This window comes from Chitinophagaceae bacterium, assembly GCA_007695095.1.
In the GTDB taxonomy this organism is placed as follows: Bacteria; Bacteroidota; Bacteroidia; order Chitinophagales; family REEL01; genus REEL01.
In genome coordinates, this window is record REEL01000113.1 from 23,636 (window position 1) to 47,249 (window position 23,614).

The window sequence follows — 23,614 nt, forward strand, 5'->3', positions numbered from 1 at the left end:
CATTTATTCATTAAAAAACAAAAAAATTATGTCAAAATTAATTAAGTATGATTCAGACGCCCGTGAAAAGCTAAAAAAAGGCGTTGACACACTGGCAAATGCCGTAAAAGTTACTTTAGGACCAAAAGGCCGAAATGTAATTATTGAAAAGAAATTCGGTTCTCCTGTTGTAACCAAAGATGGTGTTACTGTTGCAAGAGAAATTGATTTAGAGGATCCTATAGAGGATATGGGAGCTAAAATGGTAAAAGAAGTTGCATCAAAAACAGCTGATATTGCCGGAGATGGTACAACTACAGCAACAGTTTTAGCTCAGGCAATTATTAAGTCGGGTTTAAAAAGTGTAGCTGCCGGAGCTCACCTTATGGATTTAAAAAAAGGAATTGACCTTGCTGTTAAAGCAGTGATTGAAAATATTCAAAAGCAATCGGAGACTATCGGAGAAAACTTTGAAAAAATTGAGCAGGTTGCAACTATCTCAGCTAACAGTGATACTGAAATCGGAAACTTCATTGCTGAGTCAATGAGAAAAGTTGGAAAAGAAGGTGTTATTACTGTTGAAGAGGCTAAAGGTACTGAAACATATGTTGACGTAGTTGAAGGTATGCAATTTGACAGAGGGTATCTTTCACCATACTTTGTAACCAATACAGAGAAAATGGAAACCGAATTAGAAACTCCGTACATTCTGATTCATGACAAAAAGATTTCAAACATGAAAGATCTTCTTCCGGTATTAGAGAAAACAGCTCAAAGTGGTCACCCATTGTTAATCATTGCTGAAGATATTGATGGTGAAGCATTAGCAACTTTAGTAGTAAACAAAATCAGAGGCACTCTGAAAGTAGCTGCTGTTAAAGCTCCGGGATTTGGTGACAGAAGAAAAGAAATGCTTGAAGATATCGCCATCCTTACCGGTGGAACAGTAATCTCTGAAGAAAGAGGTTATAAACTGGAAAATGCGGATATCGCTTTCTTAGGAAGAGCAGAAAAAGTAACCATCGATAAAGAAAATACCATTATCGTAAATGGTAAAGGTAAAGCTGATGATATCAGTGCCAGAGTAAATCAGATTAAATCTCAAATTGAGTCAACTACTTCTGATTATGACAAAGAAAAGTTACAGGAGCGTTTAGCTAAGTTGTCAGGTGGTGTAGCTGTATTGTATGTTGGAGCTGCATCTGAAGTAGAAATGAAAGAAAAGAAAGACCGCGTTGATGATGCACTTCATGCAACCAGAGCAGCCGTTGAAGAAGGTATTGTTCCCGGTGGAGGAGTTGCCTTTATCAGAGCATTACACGTAATCGATGGCTTGAAATTTGAAAATGCTGATGTGAAAACAGGCGCATACATCGTTAAAAGAGCCATTGAAGAACCATTGAGACAAATTGTCGCCAATGCCGGTGGTGAAGGTTCTGTAGTTCTGCACAAAGTATTGGAAGGTAAAGCGGATTTTGGATACAATGCAAAAACAGGCGTTTTTGAAAATCTAAAAGAAGCAGGAGTTATCGATCCTACTAAAGTGACCAGAATTGCACTTGAAAATGCAGCTTCTATTGCCAGTATGCTATTAACTACTGAATGTGTGATAGTTGAAAACAAAGAAGATGATAAAGAAGGTGCAGGAATGCCTCCAGGTGGAATGGGCGGTATGGGTGGAATGGGAATGGGAATGTAACCCCAACCAGCCTTATATAATTAAAAAAAGCCTTTCACATTTTTGTGAAAGGCTTTTTTTTGTTAAGCTATATTATTAAACATTATAAAACGAATTGATTGAACTATCTACCTAACAAATTTTAGTGCCTCAGATTTTTTTATATTTAACATTTATAACCTTAACTTCGTGTTAATATTTAGATAACATTAACTTAAGAATTTGCTTCGATTTCTGTTCTTAACTATTTTATTAAATTCTGTAAGCATCATCTTTCTTAAAGCAGATGATGTTGTAAACACAAATTTCTTTCCCGGAATACGTGTATCTAAAGAGCTAAATAAAAATTTAGATTTTACTTTTAGATTCAGAAGTTTACAAAGCATTAGTGAACATAAAAAAACTGAAAGTAATTTTGATTACAGGCTGATTTATAATGATTTTTTCGGTTCTGTAAACTATAATTTTACTGAAAATTTAAATTTTACCATAGGTTTAACATATCGCCCTGTACATAAATCTGAAAATTTAATATTTCCCACCAAATCCATCGGTTATTCACATAAATCAGGTAAGCTGGAATTCCAACATAGACTGAAAGCAGACTATTTTTTTACCGGAAAATTGAAAAATGATCTAAACCGTTTTAGATATAGATTTCGTATAAGCTATCCATTTTCACAAAATACCGAAATAAACTCACCGGATTTAATAATAATTCTGGAGCCCATGTACTATTGGAATAGGAAGGCATCCTTTTTTATTGAAAATAGATTTTTCACAGGAGTTTCTTACCGGATAAATCCAAATCACAATATTTTCAGTGGAGTAGAATATCGCAGCCGATTTGATGAAAACTCTATATTTTTCAATAATCGCCTCTTTCTAATCTTCCAATGGCAAATAAATTTCTAGTTACACACTTTCCGGTCTTTAATTATCTTTTGATATATGGCTTTTTATTAAGTAAATACCAGTGATAAAAGTTTACTAATTGTTTTGACTCTTCTTCCCAATTCATTTCTTCCATGAATTTTTTATAACCATTTTGAGCATAGCGCAACCTCAACTCAGGTGAAGAGGTCAATTCACTTAATGCTTCTGAAATTGTAGAAACATCTCTTTTTAAAACAGAAATTCCATTTTCACTTAAATCCATAAAACGTTCAGATTCCGGAAGGCCAACATCAAAAACCGCCATAGAGGATGCAAAATAATTAAATAGCTTTATAGACGGGCCACCTAAAACATTATTTAAATCCGGTGTTTTAAAAATCAACCCTACGTTAGCTTCTGACAGAGCTTGGGGCACTTTTTCATAATTCAACCAACCCGTTTCTGTGATGTTTTTTTCAAGCTTATACTTTTCTATGTACTCATTCAGGTACTCTTTTTCCTCTCCGGATGTTTCACCTATTATTATAAGTTCAACTTCATTGCCCTTGTTTAAAACCTCAATAAAAGCTGCAAGCATTTCTTTTAACCCTCTGTTAAAGGGTATCAATCCTTCATGAGCAAGTACTGTTTTTTCGAAATTTTTCTTTTCCGGAGGAAAGTTAAAGTATTTTTTTTGCGGATAGTTGTAAATAACTTTCACTTTCATATCCGGATTCTGCTTCATCAGGTGCCCTCTTGTCATAGGGTTAGCCGTAATCATATATTGTAACTTTGGCAATAACAGCAATTTAATTAAGCTTTCTTTCCTTTTTGTTCCTAACCAGCTTTCATGCATGTCAAACACCAGCTTAGCATTTTGTAAACGGCTAACCACTTTTTGTCCTAAAAAAGCCGATGAAGGTTCATGGGCATGATACACATCCGCATTTAGCTCCAGTGCTTTTTCAATAAACTTACTTGAAAAACTATCCCGAAAGCCTTTAAATAAAAACAAATCCAGTTTACTTTCAACAAAGGGGACTCCTATTATTTTAACCCCTTGAATCTCAATCATTTCTTCCCCGCCGGGATTTAAAAGTTGCTTTTTACCCATATCCCACATGCCCCCGTCAGGTTCTGCCCGGCAAAGTATATACACATCAAAACCGGCTTCTTTTAAAGAACAAGCTTCCTTATAAAAAATCCGGTCATCTTTTGGTGAATGTTCCAGCGTAAGCATACAAACTTTTGCCATTTTACTGAATTTTCCATTGTTTCTTAATGATATCAGCTCCTTTCTCCCCTATCATAATAGATGGTGCATTTGTATTTCCTCGCGTTACGGAAGGCATAACAGAAGCATCTACTACTCTCAGATTTTCTATACCGTAAACTTTCAACTCCTGATTGGTAACTCCTGTTTCTTCTGTACCCATACGACAACTTCCTACAGGATGGTAAAGAGCTTCTGTGTTGGCCTTAATATACTCTTTTATTTCATCTATATCAGTCAATTCTTTTTCGGGCATAAAATATGCCTGCTTATAGGGTTTTAATGGTTCGGCATTCATAATCTTTTGAGATAAGCTGAATCCCGCAGTTAATTTTTCCAGGTCAGTCTCATCTGCAAAAATATTTGGATTGATAAGGGGTTTTTCATCCGGGTCAGATGATTTCAAAGCTACATTCCCTCTGCTTTTGGGTTTCACAAGTATAGTACCGAGAGAAAATCCGTTACCGGGTGGTCTGGTAAAACCATGATTCACAAAAAATACGGGACCAAAATGATATTGTATATCCGGTGCTGCAAGATTTTTATCCGTTCGCCAATATCCTCCGCCTTCTGCTAAAATACTTGTTAAAGCTCCTTTCCTGTAAAATATATATTTTAGAAAATTTGATAAATTTTCAGCTGTGTCCAATGTTATGTTCTTATTGCACCTGTATATAAGGGGAACAACCGGATGATCCTGTAAATGTTGACCAACAGCCGGCAAATCATGTATACATTCTATTCCCAGATTTTTTAATGTATTTCCCCCTCCAATTCCTGACAGCATTAAGATTTGAGGGCTATTAAAAGCTCCGGCCGATAAAACAATCTCTTTCTCTGCAAAAAACTCCTGTATTCCGTTTTTTAAAGCTACTTTAACCCCAACTGCCTTTTTATTCTCTATCAATATTTTCAACACTTTTGCTCCGGTAAGTATAGTCAGGTTTTCTCTGTTTTTTATCGGTTGTAAATAAGCTTTTGAAGGACTGCTTCTGACTCCATTAAGTTGAGTACATTGAAAAATACCTGAACATTCTTGTTCACATCCGGTATTAAAATTATCTACATTCTTCAACCCATTTGCCTGAGCTGCTTCCAGATATTTATAAGTAAGTTCGTTGGGGTCTGATAAATTACAAACCTGTAAGGGGCCATTTTTCCCTATATTCTCACCATTCAGATCCTTATTGTTTTCAGCTTTTTTAAAAAAAGGCAAGACCTTCTCATAACTCCAATTCGTATTCCCTTCGGCGGCCCATTCATTGTAGTCTTCCTTATGACCACGAATATAAATCATAGCATTAATGCTTCCGGAACCACCAAGTACTTTTCCTCTGGGAACGTATAATTTTCTGTTATTTAAAAAAGGTTGAGCTATGGTCTCATAGTCCCAGTCGAGTGAAGTTTTAAACGTTTTAAAAAAAGCAGCCGGTACTTTCAGTTTCCAGTTGGTGTCTTTTTTTCCCGCCTCTAAAAGTAATACCCTGATATTCTTATTCTCGCTTAATCTGGCTGCAACAACGCATCCCGAAGAGCCTCCACCTATTACTATAAAATCATACTTTTTCTGCACTTTATTCAATTTAAAAGTAAAGTTAAAAATCAGCAGAAATTAACTGTTATAATAATCAGTTAATTGTATAAATTTTAGTTTCTCTAAATGAAAAGGCAAGAAATAATGGTAAAAATCTTCAATTGGAGCTTACAGGAATACTTTTGCTAAATATTTTGATTTCCCGTCAGTAAGAATTATTAAATAAATTCCACTTAACTGAAGGGGTAAGGAAATTTCATCTGCCTGATTAATTCTTCCGCCATAAACAAACCGGCCCTGCAGATTATAAATATTTAACCTAAATTGACCTGAAGACGTTATCCCGTCAGGCAATTCTATTTTTAAGATATGATCTCGAAGACTAAATGGGAGCTCTTTTATATTAGGTTCATTAACCGAGCTGATGAAATCACCTGCATACATAAGACCTCCGGGAGTTTCCTTGATAGCAGAACTCAAAACTTTGAACGAAGGGTATGATTTAGTAAAATCTGCTCTTACATTTATCCAGCCAATATGAAACTTACCATCCCGCTGCAGTCTGACAGCAATAAAATAATCTTTGTTTGAATCAAACAATCCAATATTTTGAACTTCAGAATATAAAACATATCCCCCATTTGACTTTATCCATTGCCCATCCATCAAATCATTTTTCTCAAAAGCTTTTACAACCTGTACAGAATAGTGATAAGCTGAAACCACAAAAGATTTTGAACCGGTAAAAAATCTAAAAACATCTCCGGATGCAGTTTCCTGTAACTCTATTCTGGCATCGACTACTCCGTCATTAAACAAATCAAGCTCAATAGATTTTACAGGCTCTTGCTTACTTAGAGTAATGTTGTAATTATTATATACTACTTGTGCATTTAAGCTTGCAGTACAAGCAAAAATTACTAAAATAGAGATTTGGATGACTCTCAGCATGATAAAGATTTGAAACATATACGTAAATTTAGTTTTGATAGTTACCATCATGGTGAAAGATTTTGAGTTGCTTTTTTTATCTTAGCAAAAAACTATTTATGTATTATTCCTACGAAGAAGCTAAAGTTATTTTAGAAAAAAAATCTAAATATTTAGTAATTGACTATAAAGAGCATGTTTTAAACATCACCTTAAACAGACCGGAGAAAAAGAATGCTATGGATGGGCTTTTTATGAGAGAGCTTGCTATGGCTTTAGCTTTTGCTAAGGGTAATAATGACATACGAGTTGTTTTAATTAAAGCAAACGGAGATATTTTTTCGGCCGGTGCAGATTTGAAAGGCTTTGCCGGTAAACATAACGAGTCAGAAGATAGTCCTGCTTTTGATAAAAATTCTAAAGTTATTTTAGGTGATGAATTTAAATCCATTTATAAGCCCTGCATTGCAAAAGTTCATGCTCCTGTGTATGCCGGGGGCTTTTTGATTTTGGGAGGCTGTACGCATGTCTTAAGCACACTTAAGGCTACATATACATTGCCGGAGGTAAAAAGAGGACTTTGGCCTTTTCAGGTAATGGAAAGTCTCATGGATATAATACCGTCCAGAAAATTACTGGATTGGTGTATGCTGGGTACAACTTTATCAGCTAACAAAGCATTTGAATATGGTATAGTAACACAGGTTACGCAAGATGAAGAAGATTTAGATCAATCTACTGAAAAACTCATAAAAGAAATCATTAGCAACTCTCCTACAGCCATAAGAATGGGTATAAAAGCTTATCATGAACTTCAGGAGTTGAAAAAGAATGAAAGAAATACCTTTTTACATGGAAGGTTGCAGGAATTAATTCAATCTAAAGATGCACAAGAAGGTTTGCAGGCATTTCTTGAAAAGAGAAAACCGAAATGGACCGGAGAATAGAACAATACTACTATTGTTGTAAATCTTTAGATCCGACATCATATTGCGGGAAAAACTCTTTCAATGTAGGGTTTAAAGATACCATTGTGCTTTCAATACCTGTAAACAACGATTTCCACCAGTAGTTAAAAATAAATTTTGTTTGATCTCTTTTAAAATCAATCTTACCGACTTTGAAATTTCCTCGCCTGTCCGGGTTAGAACCTTTAATAAGTAATCTGTTTCCCAATCTTGCTAAAACTCTCTTGAAAAAAATGAAGCCTTCCATATTTTCTGCTGAGATATCAAAAGTAACATCATCATAATAGAGTTCGAAATCACCTTTTGATGCAAAATTATCACCATAAATATTAAAAAAACACTTTTGAACCAAACCATCCGTAATTCTTATACCGCTAAGAGGTTCCAGCATTGGATTAATAACATCAAATTTAAAAGATGCTGCGCTTCCGGACACTGTAAAATCGCCTTCTGAACTGCTAAGGTCATATTTAAATTTAGCCTTGATGAAAATTTCATCAAAAACATCAGATGAAGCGACTATGCCCATTATATTTGTATCGGCAGTATCAGTGAAAACATTCGTCAGGTTATCAATTACAGCATTTAAATTATGAAAATTAATAACTCCCGGTTCGGCCTTGCCTTCAGCCACTTCCTCATATTGTATAAAAGCATCTTTTACAAACAAGCTGTCCAGTTTTATATCAAAAGGAATTGAAGAAACTAACTGTGCCGGCATTTTAGGCCTTCTTGTGTAATCAAAAGGAACATTTTTATCTCTATAGACATTTCCTTTCATACCATGAACAAATAAAGATTCTAAATACAACTCTCCATCTTTCAAAAACTTATTATAATCAAAACCGAACAAAATAATAGAGTCAAAAGTGAAATCCAAATGGTCATCCTGATATTCGAGCCTACCACTATATTCTATTTTGTCATAATATGGATTGAAGCTTAGATTTGTTACCTTAAGCTCTTTTCCTCTGTTAAGAATTTCTATTTTTTTAGAATTGAATAAATAGTCACTTTCTCCTATTTGAAAAAATATATCCTCTCCCGAAAGTGATATCACAGACTCATCATCTAAATAAACGCCCTCTTTACTTACAGAAAAGTCAGCAGAAAAATTGAGATTTGTCACTTCAAAAACTTTTTTCAAGTCTTCAACATCCAAAACCTGAACGTTTAAATTATTTATCTCCAGGTAGCGTAATGGAAAATCTGATTTATCATTTTTCTCTTCAGTTAATTGTTCGTCACTTTCTGAGTCACGATTTTGATAAATCAACAAATCAATTTCATTTACTACCAATTCAGATGGCAAAATTTCATAGCCAAAAACTTTTAAAACAGCAGTTCTACTCAACTGAATCGTAATATTTTTTATAGCAAATTCAGGCAAGAATGTAAATCCCATAGTATTTTCAGAACAATCTTTAATATCCGATCTGATTTGTATATCGTCTATACTAATTTTATTAAAAAATGGGTTTACACTTATCTTTGATATCTCTATCTCAAGTGGGCAATTGTAATTTTCTGACCAAAACTTTTCCAACTCATCATGAATTTCCTTTTTAATCTGAGCGGTAATAAAAAAATAAATAAATGCATAAGCTGCAATTATAGCAAGAATTATAAACCCGGCTATGTATAAGGCGCGTGGAAATTTCATAAATTTAGTTTAAAAAATACCTCTTTCTAACTTGCAAAACTTACCCAAACAAAAATATATCAGGAATCCGACAAAATTGACTAAAAGACTTGATATTTAATCATTGAAAACATTACAACGATTATAAAGTGTCTTTATATACAAAGAGGTCGGAGTAATTTTACTCCGACCTCTTAAAATTCTTATAATTAAATTATGATTCTTAGTCTAAGACTACTATTCTGTGGGTAATCATAGCATCTTCAGTTTGAATCTTTATAAAGTAAACTCCTTCAGCAAAACCATTCAAATTCATTGAATAAGTAGCATTTGACAAGTCAGTAAAGTCCCATCTTTCTTTAGTCTTTACTTGCTCACCTAACAAATTGTATGCTGAGATATATGCATAATCAACTTCACTGCTGATTAATTCTATAAAAATTCTATCTCTTGTAGGGTTCGGGTATAAAGCAAATGCATTTACAAGCATTCCATCATTAATACCTACTGCTACATCATAATCTTCACAAGTCGGGTCTGAGCTTCCAAATATATTAGTAGCTGTTAAACAAACACTGTAGCTTCCTGATTGGAAGTGAGTTTTAACCGGATTCTGATTTGAGTTTTGAGTTCCGTCACTAAATTCCCATAACCATGAAGTCGGGTTATATAAAGAAGAATCCGTGAAACTAACTTGTCCACCACTTACAGTAAATCCGAATCTTGCCTCAGGCTCAGTATTAACGATAACTGTTCTTGTTTTAGTTGCTTCATTTCCGGCAGCATCAGTAACAGTATAAGTTACTACATAGTCACCTCTTGCACTTGTATTAAGAGCTGAATCATCAATATTAATGCTACCATCAAGGTTACCATCACAATTATCTTCAGCTGTTGCACCTTCCTCAGTATAAGCATCACCTAAGTAAACATATGCAGGATTATCACCTAAAAGAGTAATTTCAGGAGCTGTTACATCCGGATTAACAACCACATCTCTGGTCTCAATAACAGGAGGATTAACGCCATCTGTTACTTCATAAGTAATTGTATAGTTACCCGGTGTATTGATATCCACATTAGATGTAATTGTTGGTGTTAAAATACCAAGGCAATTATCATAAGCTATAACACCCGGGTCAACAAAATCAGTACAAGCCTCAACATTTAGAGTTGCACTTCCTACTAAAGTAATCATTGGTGGGTTATTGACCAAAATAACAACTCTTGTAACTGTAGTTGCAGCATTTCCTGCACCGTCACTTACGTCATACTCAACAGTGTAAGTACCTTCTACTCCCGGTACAATATTATTTGTAACAATAATTGAATTAGAAATATCACCATCAACATCATCATTGGCTGTAGCTCCGGGATCTATAAATGGACTACATGCATCAATAGTGATCGTATCCGCTCCAATTAAGGAAATAGTTGGTGGTGTTACATCAGGTGCAGCCAACACATTTACAGTTCTGGTTACTTCACAAGCTTCATTACCTGCGGCATCAGTAACGCTGTAAGTCAAAGTATATGAACCCGCAGTACTTACATCAACAGTTCCATCAACAACTATGCTGGTTGTGATGTTTCCATCTAGATTATCATTAGCCGTAGCACCCGGATCTGTAAAAGGATCTCCAACAACTATACTCATAGGATTCTGGCCGTTTAAAGTAATAACAGGAGGTGTAATGTCTTCTGTAAAGTCAGAATCACTGAATTCAATATTTTGAATATAATGAAAATTAGTAGGGTCAGCATCGGAACCTGTAAAAGGATTCAACTCTGCAAAAACAGTAGGAATAGTGTAAGTACTTCCTGAAACTAAAGTAGTTGTAGAGAATAATGTAAATAAAGCTCCACCATCCCAAACCTGGTCACCCTCTGTAAAGTTAACAACAGGAGTAGCTAAACCGGTAACAACATCATATCCTCTAACATGAAGGTTTGGTAAATCATTTGTACCACCTGTCACGTTAACATCAGAGTCACCCCATCCGTAGAATATTTTAGTACCATCCGGTGATCTGGAAACCTGAGGCCTGTTGTCTTCTGATACATCAGAAGTGATTTGACCTCTGAAAGTTTCAACATCAGCAATCTTAATTGCCTGCCATTTGCAACCTGAAGTTGCATTGCTGAAATATGTGAAATTATAGATTGCTAAATCAGCTCCTTGTCCTGTAGTAATTGCATAATCGTTTCCATCTCCAACAATAAATGTTGCGTGAGGGTTTCCATTAATATCAACAGCTATGCCGGAATCAAAACCGGTTGTTGGAGTTAACGCCGGATCACCGCCTAACTTATCAAGTATGTTCGGGAAGTTTTCAAGATGCAATTCAATTGGTCCTGACCAGGTATTTCCACCATCCTGAGTTCTGTAAAAAATAGGGTTTAAAACGCCTCTTCCATTTGTTGAAATATCACCTGTCATAACTACCCAACCATATTGCCCTGATGGGTCAAAAGCCATGTTTACAGCAGTTACCTGAGAGTTCCCCTGACTTTGGTAAAAGTTCGGGAAAATAATATCATTTACAACCCAGTTGATATCATTAGAAGTAGGATTCCAAAATCCCTGATAAATAATAATACCATCAGTGTTCATTCCATCCTGACTAGCACGGTCTACTGCCCAAAAAACACCTTGTGATCCATTTGACATACCGGAAGCAATTAGTACTTCATTATTATTGTATCCATAAAATGTTTCAGAAAAAGTCGTTGGGTCATTATCCAGACGTGCAGTACCTGCAACAGTTCCATCCCATGTACCACCGGCTCCAAACGGTAACCAGGCTCCCTTATAACCTAAGTATGCATTATTGGGGTCTACATTTCCCTGTGGATTATGAATGGCAACATTTGGGTATCTGCATGCAAGGTCATTATTATTACCACTTGGGTTAAGAACTCCTACATCTGATGTCCAGTTGTCACCACCATCGGTAGAAACATCATAGCGATACTGTCCTACATTATCATTCGGAAACTCATCCGGATTTGAACGGTGAATAAATACAACAGAGTTAATATCGTTATTTGCTGCCAGAGATCTAACTTCATTATTGATAATGGTAAAAAGGTTTCCGGCAGAACCTATTTGGACTGAAGAAACATTTCTTTCGCCACCACCTGCAATAACTCTGTTTTGCTTTTTGTACAAATGTGTTTCTTCAAAAGGAACACTTTGTTGACCGGGTGCCAAAGTTTCTAAATAATAAAATGGACTTTGCATTCTAACCTGCTCCTGACCATTTGTGTTTCCAGCAAAAATACTTGTGCCAAAAAAGGCGAAAACAAGTGTTAATGCTACAGATAAATTTTTGTTCATAATAATTGGTTTAATTTTTCATTGATTCTAATATATTCACGCTAAAGTAACAAAATTAAAAATTTCATAACAATAAGCAAATAATATCAAAGATAGATTAAATTTTTGATAGCTTAAGAGTTTTTTAACTCTTTAAATTAGAATTAATGTATAGATTGTTTACAGCTGATTTTTTTCAACTGTTAGTTCTGTAGCCATGAAGTATGCAAAATGTAGCAAAAAAAAACTTATCAATTTCAGCTATTTCCAGGATTTGCTTACCCTAATCCTTTCTAAAAACTCTTCTAAACGGAGAAGACCTGAAGGAGCACCGTAGCCGTAATTTAAAATACGCTTTTCTTCTTTCTCTGTAAAAAAAGTTATTGCGCTTGCTGGTAAATCGGCAGGTATTTCCCTGTCCTTAGGGTACCTTTTAGCCATTTCTTCAAATTCAGAATTCTTAATTAATTCTTTTAAAAGTTCAAGTTCTTCAAAAGTTAATGATGCTGTAAATTCACCTGTTTTATCAAGGTTTCTTTTAGCATGATAAAATATATCGCCGTTTGAATCTACTAATAAGCTAAAAACCGGACAATCTCCAAAGCAAGGTGTTTTTTCATATTTAATCAAATATTCGACTTCCTCCAAATTATTATCTACTGTTGCTTTTTCAGCACCCTTACAAGAAATAAAAATAAACATTAATAATATCAGAAAATTGCTAAAATGTTTTTGGTTAAGTATCATGATTAAACTTTTAAAATAATGCTGCTAAAACCGTGCCTTTTTATGCTTTTCTGAAGATTTTTATTTTTTCTTATTGTCCTTAAGTTGCTTTTGTTGCTTGGCTATATCTTCCAATTTTTTCTGGAAGGCTGATTTTTTAACAGGTTTGCGTTTGTTATCCTGTATTTGTTTGTGAATTTTATCTTCATTAATAAAGAAGTGCTTTATTACCATTTGCTGTCCAAACGAAATCAAGTTGGTAAGGAAATAGTAAAATGTTAATGCAGCGGGGAAACTATTAAAAATGAATAGTAAAAACACAGGGAATATATAAGGCATATACTTCATGGGTCCCTGTGCAGATCCGGTCATTTGTGCATTTGTTACAGCAAACAAAATGGATGAAGCGGTCATTAAAAGTGTAAATAAACTAACATGACTACCATAAAATGGAATGGTAAAGGGTAAAGTCATTATTGAATCATAGGTAGACAAATCATCCGCCCATAAAAACCCTTCCTGCCTTAGCTCAATTGAGGCCGGAAAGAAATAATACATGGCAATCAAAATAGGCATTTGCAGCAACATTGGCAAACATCCGCCCAGAGGATTAACTCCTGCTTTTTGGAAAAGTTTTAATTGCTCTGCCCCGAATTTTTGCTGGTCGTCTTTGAACTTCTCTCTTAACTCATCCAATTCCGGTTTTAAAACTTTCATTTTTGCCATCGACAAATATGATTTGTAAGTAAGTGGGAATAAGACCAACTTAATAATCAAAGTCAATAGAAAAATTATCATTCCGTAATTAGAAAAGTAATTATTCAGCCAGTTAAAAATAGGTATAATAGATACCCTATTGATAAACTTTACCCAAACAAAGAAACCTTTTCCAATATCTACCAGATTTTCTAAACCTAAATCATAAGAACGCAGTGTTTGATAGTGATTAGGTCCAAAATAAAACTGCATATTGTATGCAACATCAGGGGTCTGATCAAAATTTAGTATCAAGCTTCCACTCATAGACCTCAGGTAATCCCCTTCCATTTGCTCAGAACTAGTGTTTCCCCTGTAAAAGCCGTCTTTAAAAATTAAGGTACTGTTAAAAAACTGTTGCTTAAAGGAAAGCCATTCAACACTGGATGAAAAAGCAGCTTCTGAACGTCTTCCGGTTCCCAGATATTCTACATCTTCATTTGTAAACCGATAAAAAACAGTTGTGTAACGACTTTCTGTCTCTATATGCTTTTCAAGCCGCTTAATCTTCCTGTCCCACTGCATGGATAGGTATGCATTATTGCGAGGAATAATCTCATCAAAACCGGAAAGCAAAATATCATAACCTATCTTATAATCATTTCCACTGATAGTGAATTTCTTTTCAAGATACCTGCCTTCGCCGGCTGAAAGTATCATGGAAAAAACTTTTGTGTCATTTCCGGTAACTTTAAACCCACTACTACTTGGCTCAAAATAAAGATTTGAGGTATTTATATCACGATTATTCGGGAGAAAGAACTGAAAGTCAATTTTGTTTTCATCTGTACCTTCAAATAATACTAATGGATTTCCTAAGTAATCCTTATATTTTTTGAGTTCAACTTTGTGAATTTGAGCCCCTTTGGTTGATAATTCAATTTTTAATAAATCACTTTCCAGCGTAATAATTTCTTCTTCACCCTCTACTGCTCTGTAAAAAGGACCGTAACTTCTTATTAAATCTTCAAGAATGACATCATCAACTGATATCTCTGAAGTATCTTCAATTAATCTTTGAGAACCCTCTGTAATTCTACCACCATTTCCCGTTAATGGTTGTTCATCGTCTGATAACAAAGTATCAGTAGGCATACTTTCCTGAATTCGCTCAGCTTGGGTGTCACGCGCTCTTTCAGCTTGCTTTTGATTATAATTAAAGTAAAAAATAAGCAATAAGCCAATTAGTAAGACCGCAATCAGTGTATTTTTATCCATCTGTTTAAAGCATCAATTTTTTGGACTGCAAATCTACTAATAAGAAATAGAATTTTTGCTTTTAGAGGCAGTATATTGATTTTTTGATTGCTTTTTTATTAAAGATGCTTTAACTAATTCAATAAATAAAGGGTGTGGTTGGTAAACGGTACTTTTTAATTCAGGATGAAATTGCACTCCTATAAAAAAAGGATGATTTTTAAGCTCAACAATTTCTATCAGATTAGTTGTAGGATTCATCCCGGAAAATATCAATCCGGCTTTTTCAAAATCTTTCAGAAATTTATTATTAAATTCATAACGATGGCGATGACGTTCTGTAATTTTGGTTTTGCCGTATATTTTGTTAGCTAAGGAGCCTTTTTTTATATCGCAATCATAAGCCCCCAACCTCATTGTTCCCCCTTTTTGAGTTATCTTTTTTTGTTCTTCCATCAAATCTATTACAAGCTTAGTTGATTTCTCATCCATTTCTGCTGAATTGGCATCTCCCCATTTTAAGATATTTCTGGCATATTCAATAACCGCACATTGCATACCAAGACAGATACCTAAGAAAGGCAAGTTACTTTCACGTGCATATTGTATAGCCACAATTTTACCTTCTATTCCCCTGTTTCCAAAACCCGGTGCTACCAAAAGTCCGTCAAGAGTTGCTAACTTCTTTTCAACATTGTCTTTTGTTAAATATTCGGAATGAATAGTGATTATGTTTACTTTCGTACGAGTATATGATGATGCATGATAAAATGATTCATGTATGGACTTGTATGCATCCTGCAATTCTGCATATTTGCCGATAAGTCCTATATTTACTTCATTTTCCGGATTTTCTAAGCCCTCAATAAATTCTATCCACTTTGATATTTCCGGTTTTTGCTTGGTAGATAGCTTCAGTTTGGATAATACAGTTTTATCCAGATTTTCTTTCATAATCTCAAGCGGCACTTTATATATAGAATCTACATCTAAGGCCTGAGCTACTGAATTGAGCTGTACATTACAAAAAAGGGCTAATTTTCGCTTTAAGTCTTCACTAAGTTTATGTTCTGTTCTGCATACTAAAATATCCGGTTGTACACCATTCTTAAGCATTTCTTTTACTGAGTGCTGTGTCGGCTTAGTTTTTAATTCTTTAGCAGCCTTAAGATACGGTATAAGAGTCAAATGTATCACAATACAATTATAAGGACCCAATTCATACTTTAGCTGACGCACGGCCTCGATATAGGGTAATGACTCAATATCTCCAACTGTCCCTCCAAGTTCGGTAATTACAATATCATAATCACCTGATTTACCCAGGAGCAGCATTCTTTCTTTAATCTCATCCGTAATGTGTGGTACAACCTGAACGGTCTTACCTAAATATTCCCCTCTTCTTTCTTTTTCGATTACTGTCTGATATACTCTTCCGGTAGTTACATTATTGGCCTGAGAAGTTGGGACATCAAGAAATCTTTCATAATGTCCCAGGTCTAAATCTGTTTCAGCGCCATCATCTGTGACATAGCATTCCCCGTGTTCATAGGGGTTTAAGGTTCCGGGGTCGATGTTAATATAAGGATCGAACTTTTGAATAGTGACACGAAAACCTCTGGCTTGTAGTAGCTTAGCCAATGATGCTGCATATATACCCTTTCCGAGAGATGAAGTTACTCCGCCGGTCACAATAATATATTTGGATGTTTTGTGCCCTTTCATTTTGTTTTTTTTCAAAACTAAAAAAAAACTTTCACTCAAGCTTAAATATCTTACTTCATAATACGGAAATAAAAAAGATTTATCAAATTTGAAAAAAGATTTAACAATAAATTCAACTTTTACAAAATCTCTTCTATTTTTGCTAATTAAAACAATAAACATGAAAAAATTAAACGTATTATTATTGGTTTTTGTAACCATCGCTTTCTGGGGATGTCGTACATCTCCAAACGCATGCTTTACAGCAACTGAAACTACCGTAAATCCCGGAGAAAGTATCACTTTTACAAGTTGTTCTGATGATGCCGAAAGCTATCGTTGGGATATGGGAGACGGAACAGAAGCTACCGGCTCTACCGTAGAACATTCTTACAGTGCTCCCGGCACTTACCTGGTTGAACTGGCTGCTATACATAAAAATGAAAGAATGCTTGACAGAACATCTAAACTGATTACTGTAAACGATACAACTGAAGGGCCTCTTTACATTACTAATATCAGAGTTTTAGATTTCCCGGAAACTAAACCGGATGGTTCTGATTGGGATACTCCTCCTGCTCCGGGCGTACCTTGTCCTGATGGTTGCCCTTGGCCGGATGTTTTTGTTCGTATGACTATATCTCAAACAGGATGGACTTTTAATACGTCAACATTTGATGATGTAAATCCGGGTGTTGATTTACCAATCAGCTGGGATTTAAGCCACCTTACAATTCTTTTAGATAACAGAAACTGGAATGTCCAAATGAGAGATAATGAAGCTCTTGGCAGTGAACTAATGAACGAATGGGTATTTAATCCATACGAGCTAAAAGGAAATGGTTTAATCAGATTAGAAGAAGGAGATTTTATAGTAGAAATTGAGTACGAGGAAAGAAAATAATAAAAATAATTTTTTAAGTAAAAAGCTGTCTTCAATAAAACGAAGGCAGCTTTTTTTTTGCATGTTTGGAAAGTTTAAATTTTATTCAGTATATTTATAAGCAATTAACTAACAACCTTATATGTAAACTATGATTGGGAATATAAATAAGCTGAAACCGGGTATAAGAAATATATTGATTGGACTTAGCCTCATACTTGCATTTGGAGTTGCCGCAAATATTGAAATGCAAAACTTTCTGATGACAGCAGGTTTGTTCTTCTTAGTGTTTTTAGGATACTGGTTAATAATAATTGCAATAACTTCGATATTTCTAAATAAGGATTAATCACCTTTTTTTGACCTTTACACTTAAAGATTTGTTTTTTTTAAATAAAAAACTTTAAGTTCGTTTAAATTAATACCTTTTTATTTTTACTGCTACAAATGAATAAAAGTATACTATCAAATTTACTTAGAAAAACCGGCTTGCTCCATCTTGCCGATAAAACGAAGTTTTTCCTTGAAAAAGTGAAAAACAAAAAGATTAATAATCAATTTAAAGAAGAACATCCGCATATAAAACTACCTCCCGATTACTTAATTTACGAATCCTTTCAAATGAACTACCGGAAATATTATACCGGTGGAAAAGCTACCGCCAATTGGTTGACAGAGATAATTAGAAAACATACTGATCTGGAAGAAAAAACTATATTAGATTGGGGTTGCGGACCCGGAAGAATTATCAGGCATCTGCCTCAACTGACCAAAAATTGTAAACTTTACGGTACTGATTATAATCAAAAAACTATTGATTGGTGTAAAAGAAATTTGGGAGGTATTCATTTTAACTTAAACAGCTTAGAAGCTAAACTACCCTATTCAGATGAACAGTTTGATATAGTTTACGGTATCTCGATTTTTACTCATCTCTCTGAAAAAATGCATAATGAGTGGTTTGATGAGTTATACAGGACGACTAAAAAAGGAGGTATTATGTTATTTACGCTGCAGGGAGATAACTTTAAAGGAAAGCTTAGCGGGGCAGAATTAGAACAATATGAGAATAATAAATTAGTGATTAGAGGTGGAGTAAAAGAAGGGCATCGAATTTTTTCTGCTTTTCACCCAAAAGAATACGTAAAAAATTTATTTAAAAAAGCAGAAATTCTGGAACATATAGAACCTAAACCTATAAACAGACTGGACACGCCTCAGGATATATGGATAATTCGAAAAACTGCTTAATCTCTAACACCTGTTCTTTCACGACCACCACCGGCAGGTTGCTTTTCTTTTTGTTCTGTCTCTTCTTTTAGCAAAACAATTGGATTCAATAAATCAGCTTTAGATAATGGCCTGTACTCAGTTCTCCAGTTAAAACCACTTAAATGATACTCTGATGGATGACTATTTCCAATCGGGTAAAATCCGGCTTCAGGGGATTGCCTGAAATGAATTCTTTCTATATTATTATCCAGAAAAAACAATGACATACCGGCTGCTACAACACGATTGACACCTATATATCTGTCATTATCATCTTTTCCGAAATAAACAGACTCAGCATTTCCGGTTACTTCCATATTTTTCAGACTTCCCTCCGCGAAATAACCGTGTATATGCCTGCCCTTTATCTGATTATAAACTTCATCTCCTTCATACTCAATTAAGAAGGCATTCCGAATTAATTCAACTTCATCTAACTGATTATTCTTCATCATTATCAAAATCGTATCCCCACTTAGCTGAGTATTTTCCTGCCAAACTACCGGATTATACATCATTCTGATGATACTATCTTCATAAGAAAAGCTCAGAGAATCAGCAAAACCCTGCAAGTCTTCTTTAAAAAAACGAGATTGACGATGTGCAATCAAATATCTGTTTTCCGAGGTATCAATGCCTGAGAATAAAGTGTCCGCCGTTAAGAATAATGTGTCATTATCCATTACGGACTTCATCATCGGTTTACGGGTTGCCATTAGCTGTTCGGTTTCACGATTGTAGATACCGTAATGACCACTAATTATTATTTTTTCAATAGTATCTGTCCATACAAAATAGCGCTCAGAAATTCCCTCTCCTGAATCAGCATTGTAATGAAGACTATCACTCTCTAAAATCTGGTGACCGGAAACTACACGGGTATTTCGCCCAAAAACCCCTTCATCAGTTTTTGTGTTAAAAAATCCATTATCACAGTAAATCACTTGCTGATCTGTTACTATACGGGTGTTTCTATAAAAAACCAATTGAGATTGACGTGTATTATATTTTAAGGTATCTGCAAAAATTGTGTAGCCTTCATCTATTAGGATTACATTTTTATAAAACGTAGCCTGTTCATTAGCCATGTTTATAAAACCGCTTTCGCTTTTCAGGTTTAGGGTATTTTCAGTAAATTCTCCTCCCGAAAAATAATAAGCAACCTCTCTGTCTAAGTAATAATCTAAGATATGTGTTTTTAAAACTTTATTGCCTTCAACAATTCTGACATTTCTTCTGGCTTCTACTTTTCTTCTGTCTCCAAAATAGAAAACAGTATCTGCAAACAACTCGGTAGTATCATTATGCACGACTCTTACATTTCCAATAGCATCTACCCTATTAACATCTATGTAAAAAAAGGCTTTGTCGCAATACAAAATTGCATCATCCTGTTTAAGACCCACATTACCTTCAAGCAGTCTGGTTTTTTGCCCTCCACGCTCAGTCATCGTCAAGCGATCCGCATGAAGAATTTCCAATTGCTTAACTGCAAAAACCTCATTTAGCTGAAATAAAAACAGAATAAAAAAAAAGTGCTTTAAATAACGCATTTATATTACTGTAAAAGTATTCATTAGTTTATTATTTACGTTGTTTTGTTTAATAGATTGTCCAATAATTAAAATAACTTATTAGTTATCAACAGAAACACAAACAAATAAAAAAATATCTAAATAAATAAGCATTTAAATTGAACCATTTCCTTACAAATTTATTTAAAATTGCAGTCAAATCTTTATTTTCATAAAAAAACCTGTTATGTACAAATACCTTTTATTCTTTATCATCTTTTTTTACGCTTCAGAAATTTATGCTCAAATGATTACCATAAGTGGTAATGTAACGGAACAAGCAACAGGCGAAGACTTACCGGGTGCGAATATCCGTATTATAGATGAAAATAAGGGCACTTCTTCGAATATGTATGGATTTTATTCAATTCGGGTACCCGCAGGGGACGTTAATATATCCGCCAGTTTCATAGGATTTGAAACTATGGAAGTTAGTTTTAGTGCAACAAACGACACAACCATTAACTTTAGATTAATTGAAGAGGGTGAGCAATTAGATGAAGTGGTTGTAAGAACCGACAGGGCGCAAGAGCGGGTTGAGTCTACTCAAATGAGTTCTGTCAGTTTACCCATCCAACAGATTAGGGAGGTCCCGGCTATTTTCGGAGAGGTTGATATTTTAAAAGTTGCTCAGCTTACACCCGGTGTACAGTCCGGCTCTGAAGGGAGCACGGGATTTTTTGTTCGGGGAGGTGGTTCAGATCAAAATTTAATCTTACTTGATGAAGCTACCGTATACAATGCTTCACACCTTTTTGGCTTTTTTAGTGTCTTCAATCCCGAAACAGTAAGAGGTCTTGAATTATACAAAGGAGGTTACCCGGCTAAATACGGAGGCAGATTATCCTCTGTAATGGATATTCAACTGAAAGAAGGAAACAACCAAAAATACGGGGCTTCAGGAGGCTTAGGAATTATATCCTCCAGGCTTATGCTGGAAGGACCCATAGTTAAAGATAAATCTTCATTTTTGATTGCCGGCAGAAGGACTTATTTTGACATTTTCACCAGGGCAATTAATCAGGCGAATACAGATAACGAAAGTTTCACTCCAATTCCGGACTACTATTTTTATGATTTGAATTTTAAAGCTAATTACAGGATTAATGACAATAACCGGGTATTTCTCAGTGCTTATTACGGAAAAGATGTTTTTTCATTTGGTTCCGGTATATTTAATATTGACTTTGATTGGGGAAATTTTACTACTACCGCCCGCTGGAATCGTGTATTCAACAGCAGACTATTTTCCAATACAACTTTTACCTTCAGCAACTATAACTACAAAATTGAAAACTCTATAGATCAATTTGAATTTTCATTAGGCAGCCGAATACAGGATTTTAATTTTAAAACGGATTTTGATTACTATATTTCTCCAAATCATAAACTGAACTTTGGTGCTTTTTACACTTATCATCAATTCATACCGGGAAGGTTCAGCGGCAGTAGTGAAGATGATGTAGTTGATTTCGATAATGAAGAAAATATTGATGCTCACCAGTTCGGTCTTTATGTCAGTGATGAGTTTGAGCCTTTTGAAGATTTGAAAGTCAATGTAGGTCTTAGATTATCAGCTTTTTATAACGAAAAATTTTACTGGAATTTAGAACCCAGAGTTTCTGCCAGATATTTATTAACCGAAACCCTTTCACTAAAAGCAAGTTACACCGAAATGGCACAATACATTCACTTAGTAGCCAGTTCCGGTGCCAGCTTACCTACAGATATTTGGTATCCTTCAACTTCAGTGATTCCACCTCAAAAAGCCAGACAAGCTGCTGTGGGAGTTACGAAAAACTTAGGTTGGCAATCTTTAAGTTTAAGCGGTGAAGTTTATTATAAATGGTTGCTGAACCAAGTAGATTTCAGAGATGGAGCTCAATTATTTTTAAACCCAAGACTGGAGGATGAATTTATCTTTGGAGATGGTTACAGCTATGGCTTTGAATTATTTCTTGAAAAACAAAGAGGCAATACAACCGGCTGGATTGGTTATACCTGGTCTATATCAGAACGAACGTTTGAAGGTGTAAATAATGGGAATCCATTTTTCCCGACATACGACAGAAGACATGATATTTCAGTTGTTCTTTCACACAAAATTAATCGTCGCTGGTCTGTATCCGGAACATGGGTTTATGGTAGCGGCAGCCGGACGACTTTGCCGGTGGGTAGGTATTTAGTCTTTGACGTAGATGGAACCACTCCTTCAATTGTACCTGAATATACTGAAAGAAATAGTTTTCAATTGCCGGCCTATCACAGAATGGACTTAGGAGTAACCTATAACTTTTTCCCGAGATGGGGAGAAGGTGATTTAAACTTTGGCATTTACAATGTGTATAACAGACGAAATCCTTTCTTCATCTTTTATGATGAAAATACGAACAATGATGGCGATATCACAGGCTATCAGGCAAAATTAGTGAGCCTTTTTCCAATAATTCCTTCAATCACCTTTAACTTCAAAATTTAATTAAATGAGATTATATACCATAGTTCTTTCTGCACTTACACTTTTAATAGTTTCTTGTGAAAACATGCAGCAAGATATCGAATTAGAACTGCCGGAATATGAAAATAAGTTAGTAGTGGAGTCATATCTGGAGCGAGGAAAACCATTTCGGGTTACCTTAACTGAAAGCCAGGCCTATTTTGATCAACCCGGAAATCCTGTAATTCAGGATGCACTAGTGATTATTACTTATGGAGAAAATACTGACACCTTAGAGTTTAACCCTTCTTTTTTAGATTTAAACACTTTAAAGGTCTATAATTTTGTTTCTGAAAATACTGTACCTGAAGACTTTGACGGTCCATATACCTTATATGTAAAAGACAATAGCGGAAGAGAAGCCGTAGCGGAAACATCTTTTATTGAAGAATTAAATCTGGATACTATCAGACTACAATACAATAGCGAAAATGAGGTATTGCTCCTAATTTCATTCACAGACCCACCGGTTGTAGCAAACTACTACCGATTAATTGTAAATAAAGACTCTTTAACGGCTGCACCGGATGTTTCCTTTCAACTTAGTGATGGTTCGCTTGATGGCGAGCAAATCACTTTAGGCACAGGCTATGATTATGAAATTGGTGATACGGTTTTTGTTACCCTTTTTCATTTGAGTGAAAAGTATTTCCGATTTTTGGCAACATCTTCTTCAGCTCAATCGGCTCAAGGGAATCCCTTCGGACAGCCCGGTGCAGTTGAGACAAATATCGAAGGTGGCTTAGGGATTTTTGTTGCTTTAACTTACGACAGAAGAAAACTAATCATCCCTGCAAAATAGCTAA

General features: G+C 35.0%; 17 protein-coding genes. 8 read left to right on the plus strand and 9 right to left on the minus strand.

The window, feature by feature from the left end; translation table 11 throughout:
• Positions 1 to 28: 28 nt before the first annotated feature.
• Both groL and EA412_07725 read left to right on the plus strand, forming a co-directional pair.
• Complete coding sequence (gene groL / locus EA412_07720) at positions 29 to 1,678, plus strand: chaperonin GroEL (protein TVR78864.1); 1,650 nt, start codon at positions 29 to 31, stop codon at positions 1,676 to 1,678.
• Between the two features lie 201 nt (positions 1,679 to 1,879).
• The gene (locus EA412_07725) at positions 1,880 to 2,572 is read left to right on the plus strand and encodes a DUF2490 domain-containing protein (protein ID TVR78865.1); all 693 of its coding nucleotides are present in this window, start codon (positions 1,880 to 1,882) and stop codon (positions 2,570 to 2,572) included.
• A gap of 22 nt (positions 2,573 to 2,594) precedes the next feature.
• On the opposite strand, the gene EA412_07730 is transcribed toward EA412_07725, so the two are convergent.
• From EA412_07730 to EA412_07740, 3 genes are all read right to left on the minus strand, one after another.
• Positions 2,595 to 3,788 carry a glycosyltransferase gene (locus EA412_07730; protein TVR78866.1) on the minus strand — a complete coding sequence of 398 codons (1,194 nt, stop codon included), beginning with the start codon at positions 3,786 to 3,788 and terminating at the stop codon, positions 2,595 to 2,597.
• Position 3,789: 1 nt separating this feature from the next.
• Positions 3,790 to 5,388, minus strand: a complete 1,599-nt coding sequence (locus EA412_07735; GenBank protein TVR78867.1) for a choline dehydrogenase — start codon at positions 5,386 to 5,388, stop codon at positions 3,790 to 3,792.
• 120 nt (positions 5,389 to 5,508) lie between these two features.
• A complete protein-coding gene (locus EA412_07740; protein TVR78868.1) occupies positions 5,509 to 6,342 on the minus strand; it encodes a T9SS C-terminal target domain-containing protein in 834 nt (277 codons plus the stop codon).
• Between the two features lie 47 nt (positions 6,343 to 6,389).
• Between EA412_07740 and EA412_07745 the strand changes: the two genes are divergently transcribed.
• On the plus strand, positions 6,390 to 7,217 hold the full coding sequence (locus EA412_07745) for an enoyl-CoA hydratase (protein ID TVR78869.1): 828 nt from the start codon (positions 6,390 to 6,392) through the stop codon (positions 7,215 to 7,217).
• 10 nt (positions 7,218 to 7,227) lie between these two features.
• On the opposite strand, the gene EA412_07750 is transcribed toward EA412_07745, so the two are convergent.
• The 5 genes from EA412_07750 to EA412_07770 all read right to left on the minus strand — a co-directional run bounded on the left by EA412_07750 (position 7,228) and on the right by EA412_07770 (position 16,603).
• Positions 7,228 to 8,901, minus strand: coding sequence for a hypothetical protein (locus EA412_07750; protein ID TVR78870.1), 1,674 nt, complete (start codon positions 8,899 to 8,901; stop codon positions 7,228 to 7,230).
• A 202-nt stretch (positions 8,902 to 9,103) separates the two neighbouring features.
• Positions 9,104 to 12,220: a DUF5011 domain-containing protein gene (locus tag EA412_07755; GenBank protein TVR78871.1), complete on the minus strand. Its 3,117-nt coding sequence runs from the start codon at positions 12,218 to 12,220 to the stop codon at positions 9,104 to 9,106.
• 240 nt (positions 12,221 to 12,460) lie between these two features.
• The gene (locus tag EA412_07760) at positions 12,461 to 12,901 is read right to left on the minus strand and encodes a hypothetical protein (GenBank protein ID TVR78872.1); all 441 of its coding nucleotides are present in this window, start codon (positions 12,899 to 12,901) and stop codon (positions 12,461 to 12,463) included.
• A 105-nt stretch (positions 12,902 to 13,006) separates the two neighbouring features.
• Entirely contained in the window at positions 13,007 to 14,899 is a 1,893-nt protein-coding gene (yidC, locus tag EA412_07765) for a membrane protein insertase YidC (GenBank protein ID TVR78873.1), read from the minus strand.
• A 36-nt stretch (positions 14,900 to 14,935) separates the two neighbouring features.
• The gene (locus EA412_07770) at positions 14,936 to 16,603 is read right to left on the minus strand and encodes a CTP synthase (GenBank protein ID TVR78887.1); all 1,668 of its coding nucleotides are present in this window, start codon (positions 16,601 to 16,603) and stop codon (positions 14,936 to 14,938) included.
• A gap of 160 nt (positions 16,604 to 16,763) precedes the next feature.
• Between EA412_07770 and EA412_07775 the strand changes: the two genes are divergently transcribed.
• The 3 genes from EA412_07775 (at position 16,764) to EA412_07785 (ending at position 18,716) form a co-directional block, all read left to right on the plus strand.
• The gene (locus EA412_07775) at positions 16,764 to 17,486 is read left to right on the plus strand and encodes a PKD domain-containing protein (GenBank protein TVR78874.1); all 723 of its coding nucleotides are present in this window, start codon (positions 16,764 to 16,766) and stop codon (positions 17,484 to 17,486) included.
• Positions 17,487 to 17,616: 130 nt separating this feature from the next.
• Entirely contained in the window at positions 17,617 to 17,814 is a 198-nt protein-coding gene (locus EA412_07780) for a hypothetical protein (protein ID TVR78875.1), read from the plus strand.
• Between the two features lie 98 nt (positions 17,815 to 17,912).
• A complete protein-coding gene (locus EA412_07785; protein ID TVR78876.1) occupies positions 17,913 to 18,716 on the plus strand; it encodes a class I SAM-dependent methyltransferase in 804 nt (267 codons plus the stop codon).
• On the opposite strand, the gene EA412_07790 is transcribed toward EA412_07785, so the two are convergent.
• Positions 18,713 to 20,290 carry a hypothetical protein gene (locus tag EA412_07790; protein ID TVR78877.1) on the minus strand — a complete coding sequence of 526 codons (1,578 nt, stop codon included), beginning with the start codon at positions 20,288 to 20,290 and terminating at the stop codon, positions 18,713 to 18,715. The genes EA412_07785 and EA412_07790 overlap by 4 nt on opposite strands.
• 268 nt (positions 20,291 to 20,558) lie before the next feature.
• Here EA412_07790 and EA412_07795 point away from each other — a divergent pair, with 268 nt between their 5' ends.
• Both EA412_07795 and EA412_07800 read left to right on the plus strand, forming a co-directional pair.
• Positions 20,559 to 22,790 (plus strand): TonB-dependent receptor, encoded by a 2,232-nt coding sequence (locus EA412_07795; GenBank protein ID TVR78888.1) that lies wholly within the window; start codon positions 20,559 to 20,561, stop codon positions 22,788 to 22,790.
• A gap of 4 nt (positions 22,791 to 22,794) precedes the next feature.
• Positions 22,795 to 23,610 (plus strand): DUF4249 domain-containing protein, encoded by an 816-nt coding sequence (locus EA412_07800; protein ID TVR78878.1) that lies wholly within the window; start codon positions 22,795 to 22,797, stop codon positions 23,608 to 23,610.
• Positions 23,611 to 23,614 lie beyond the last annotated feature (4 nt).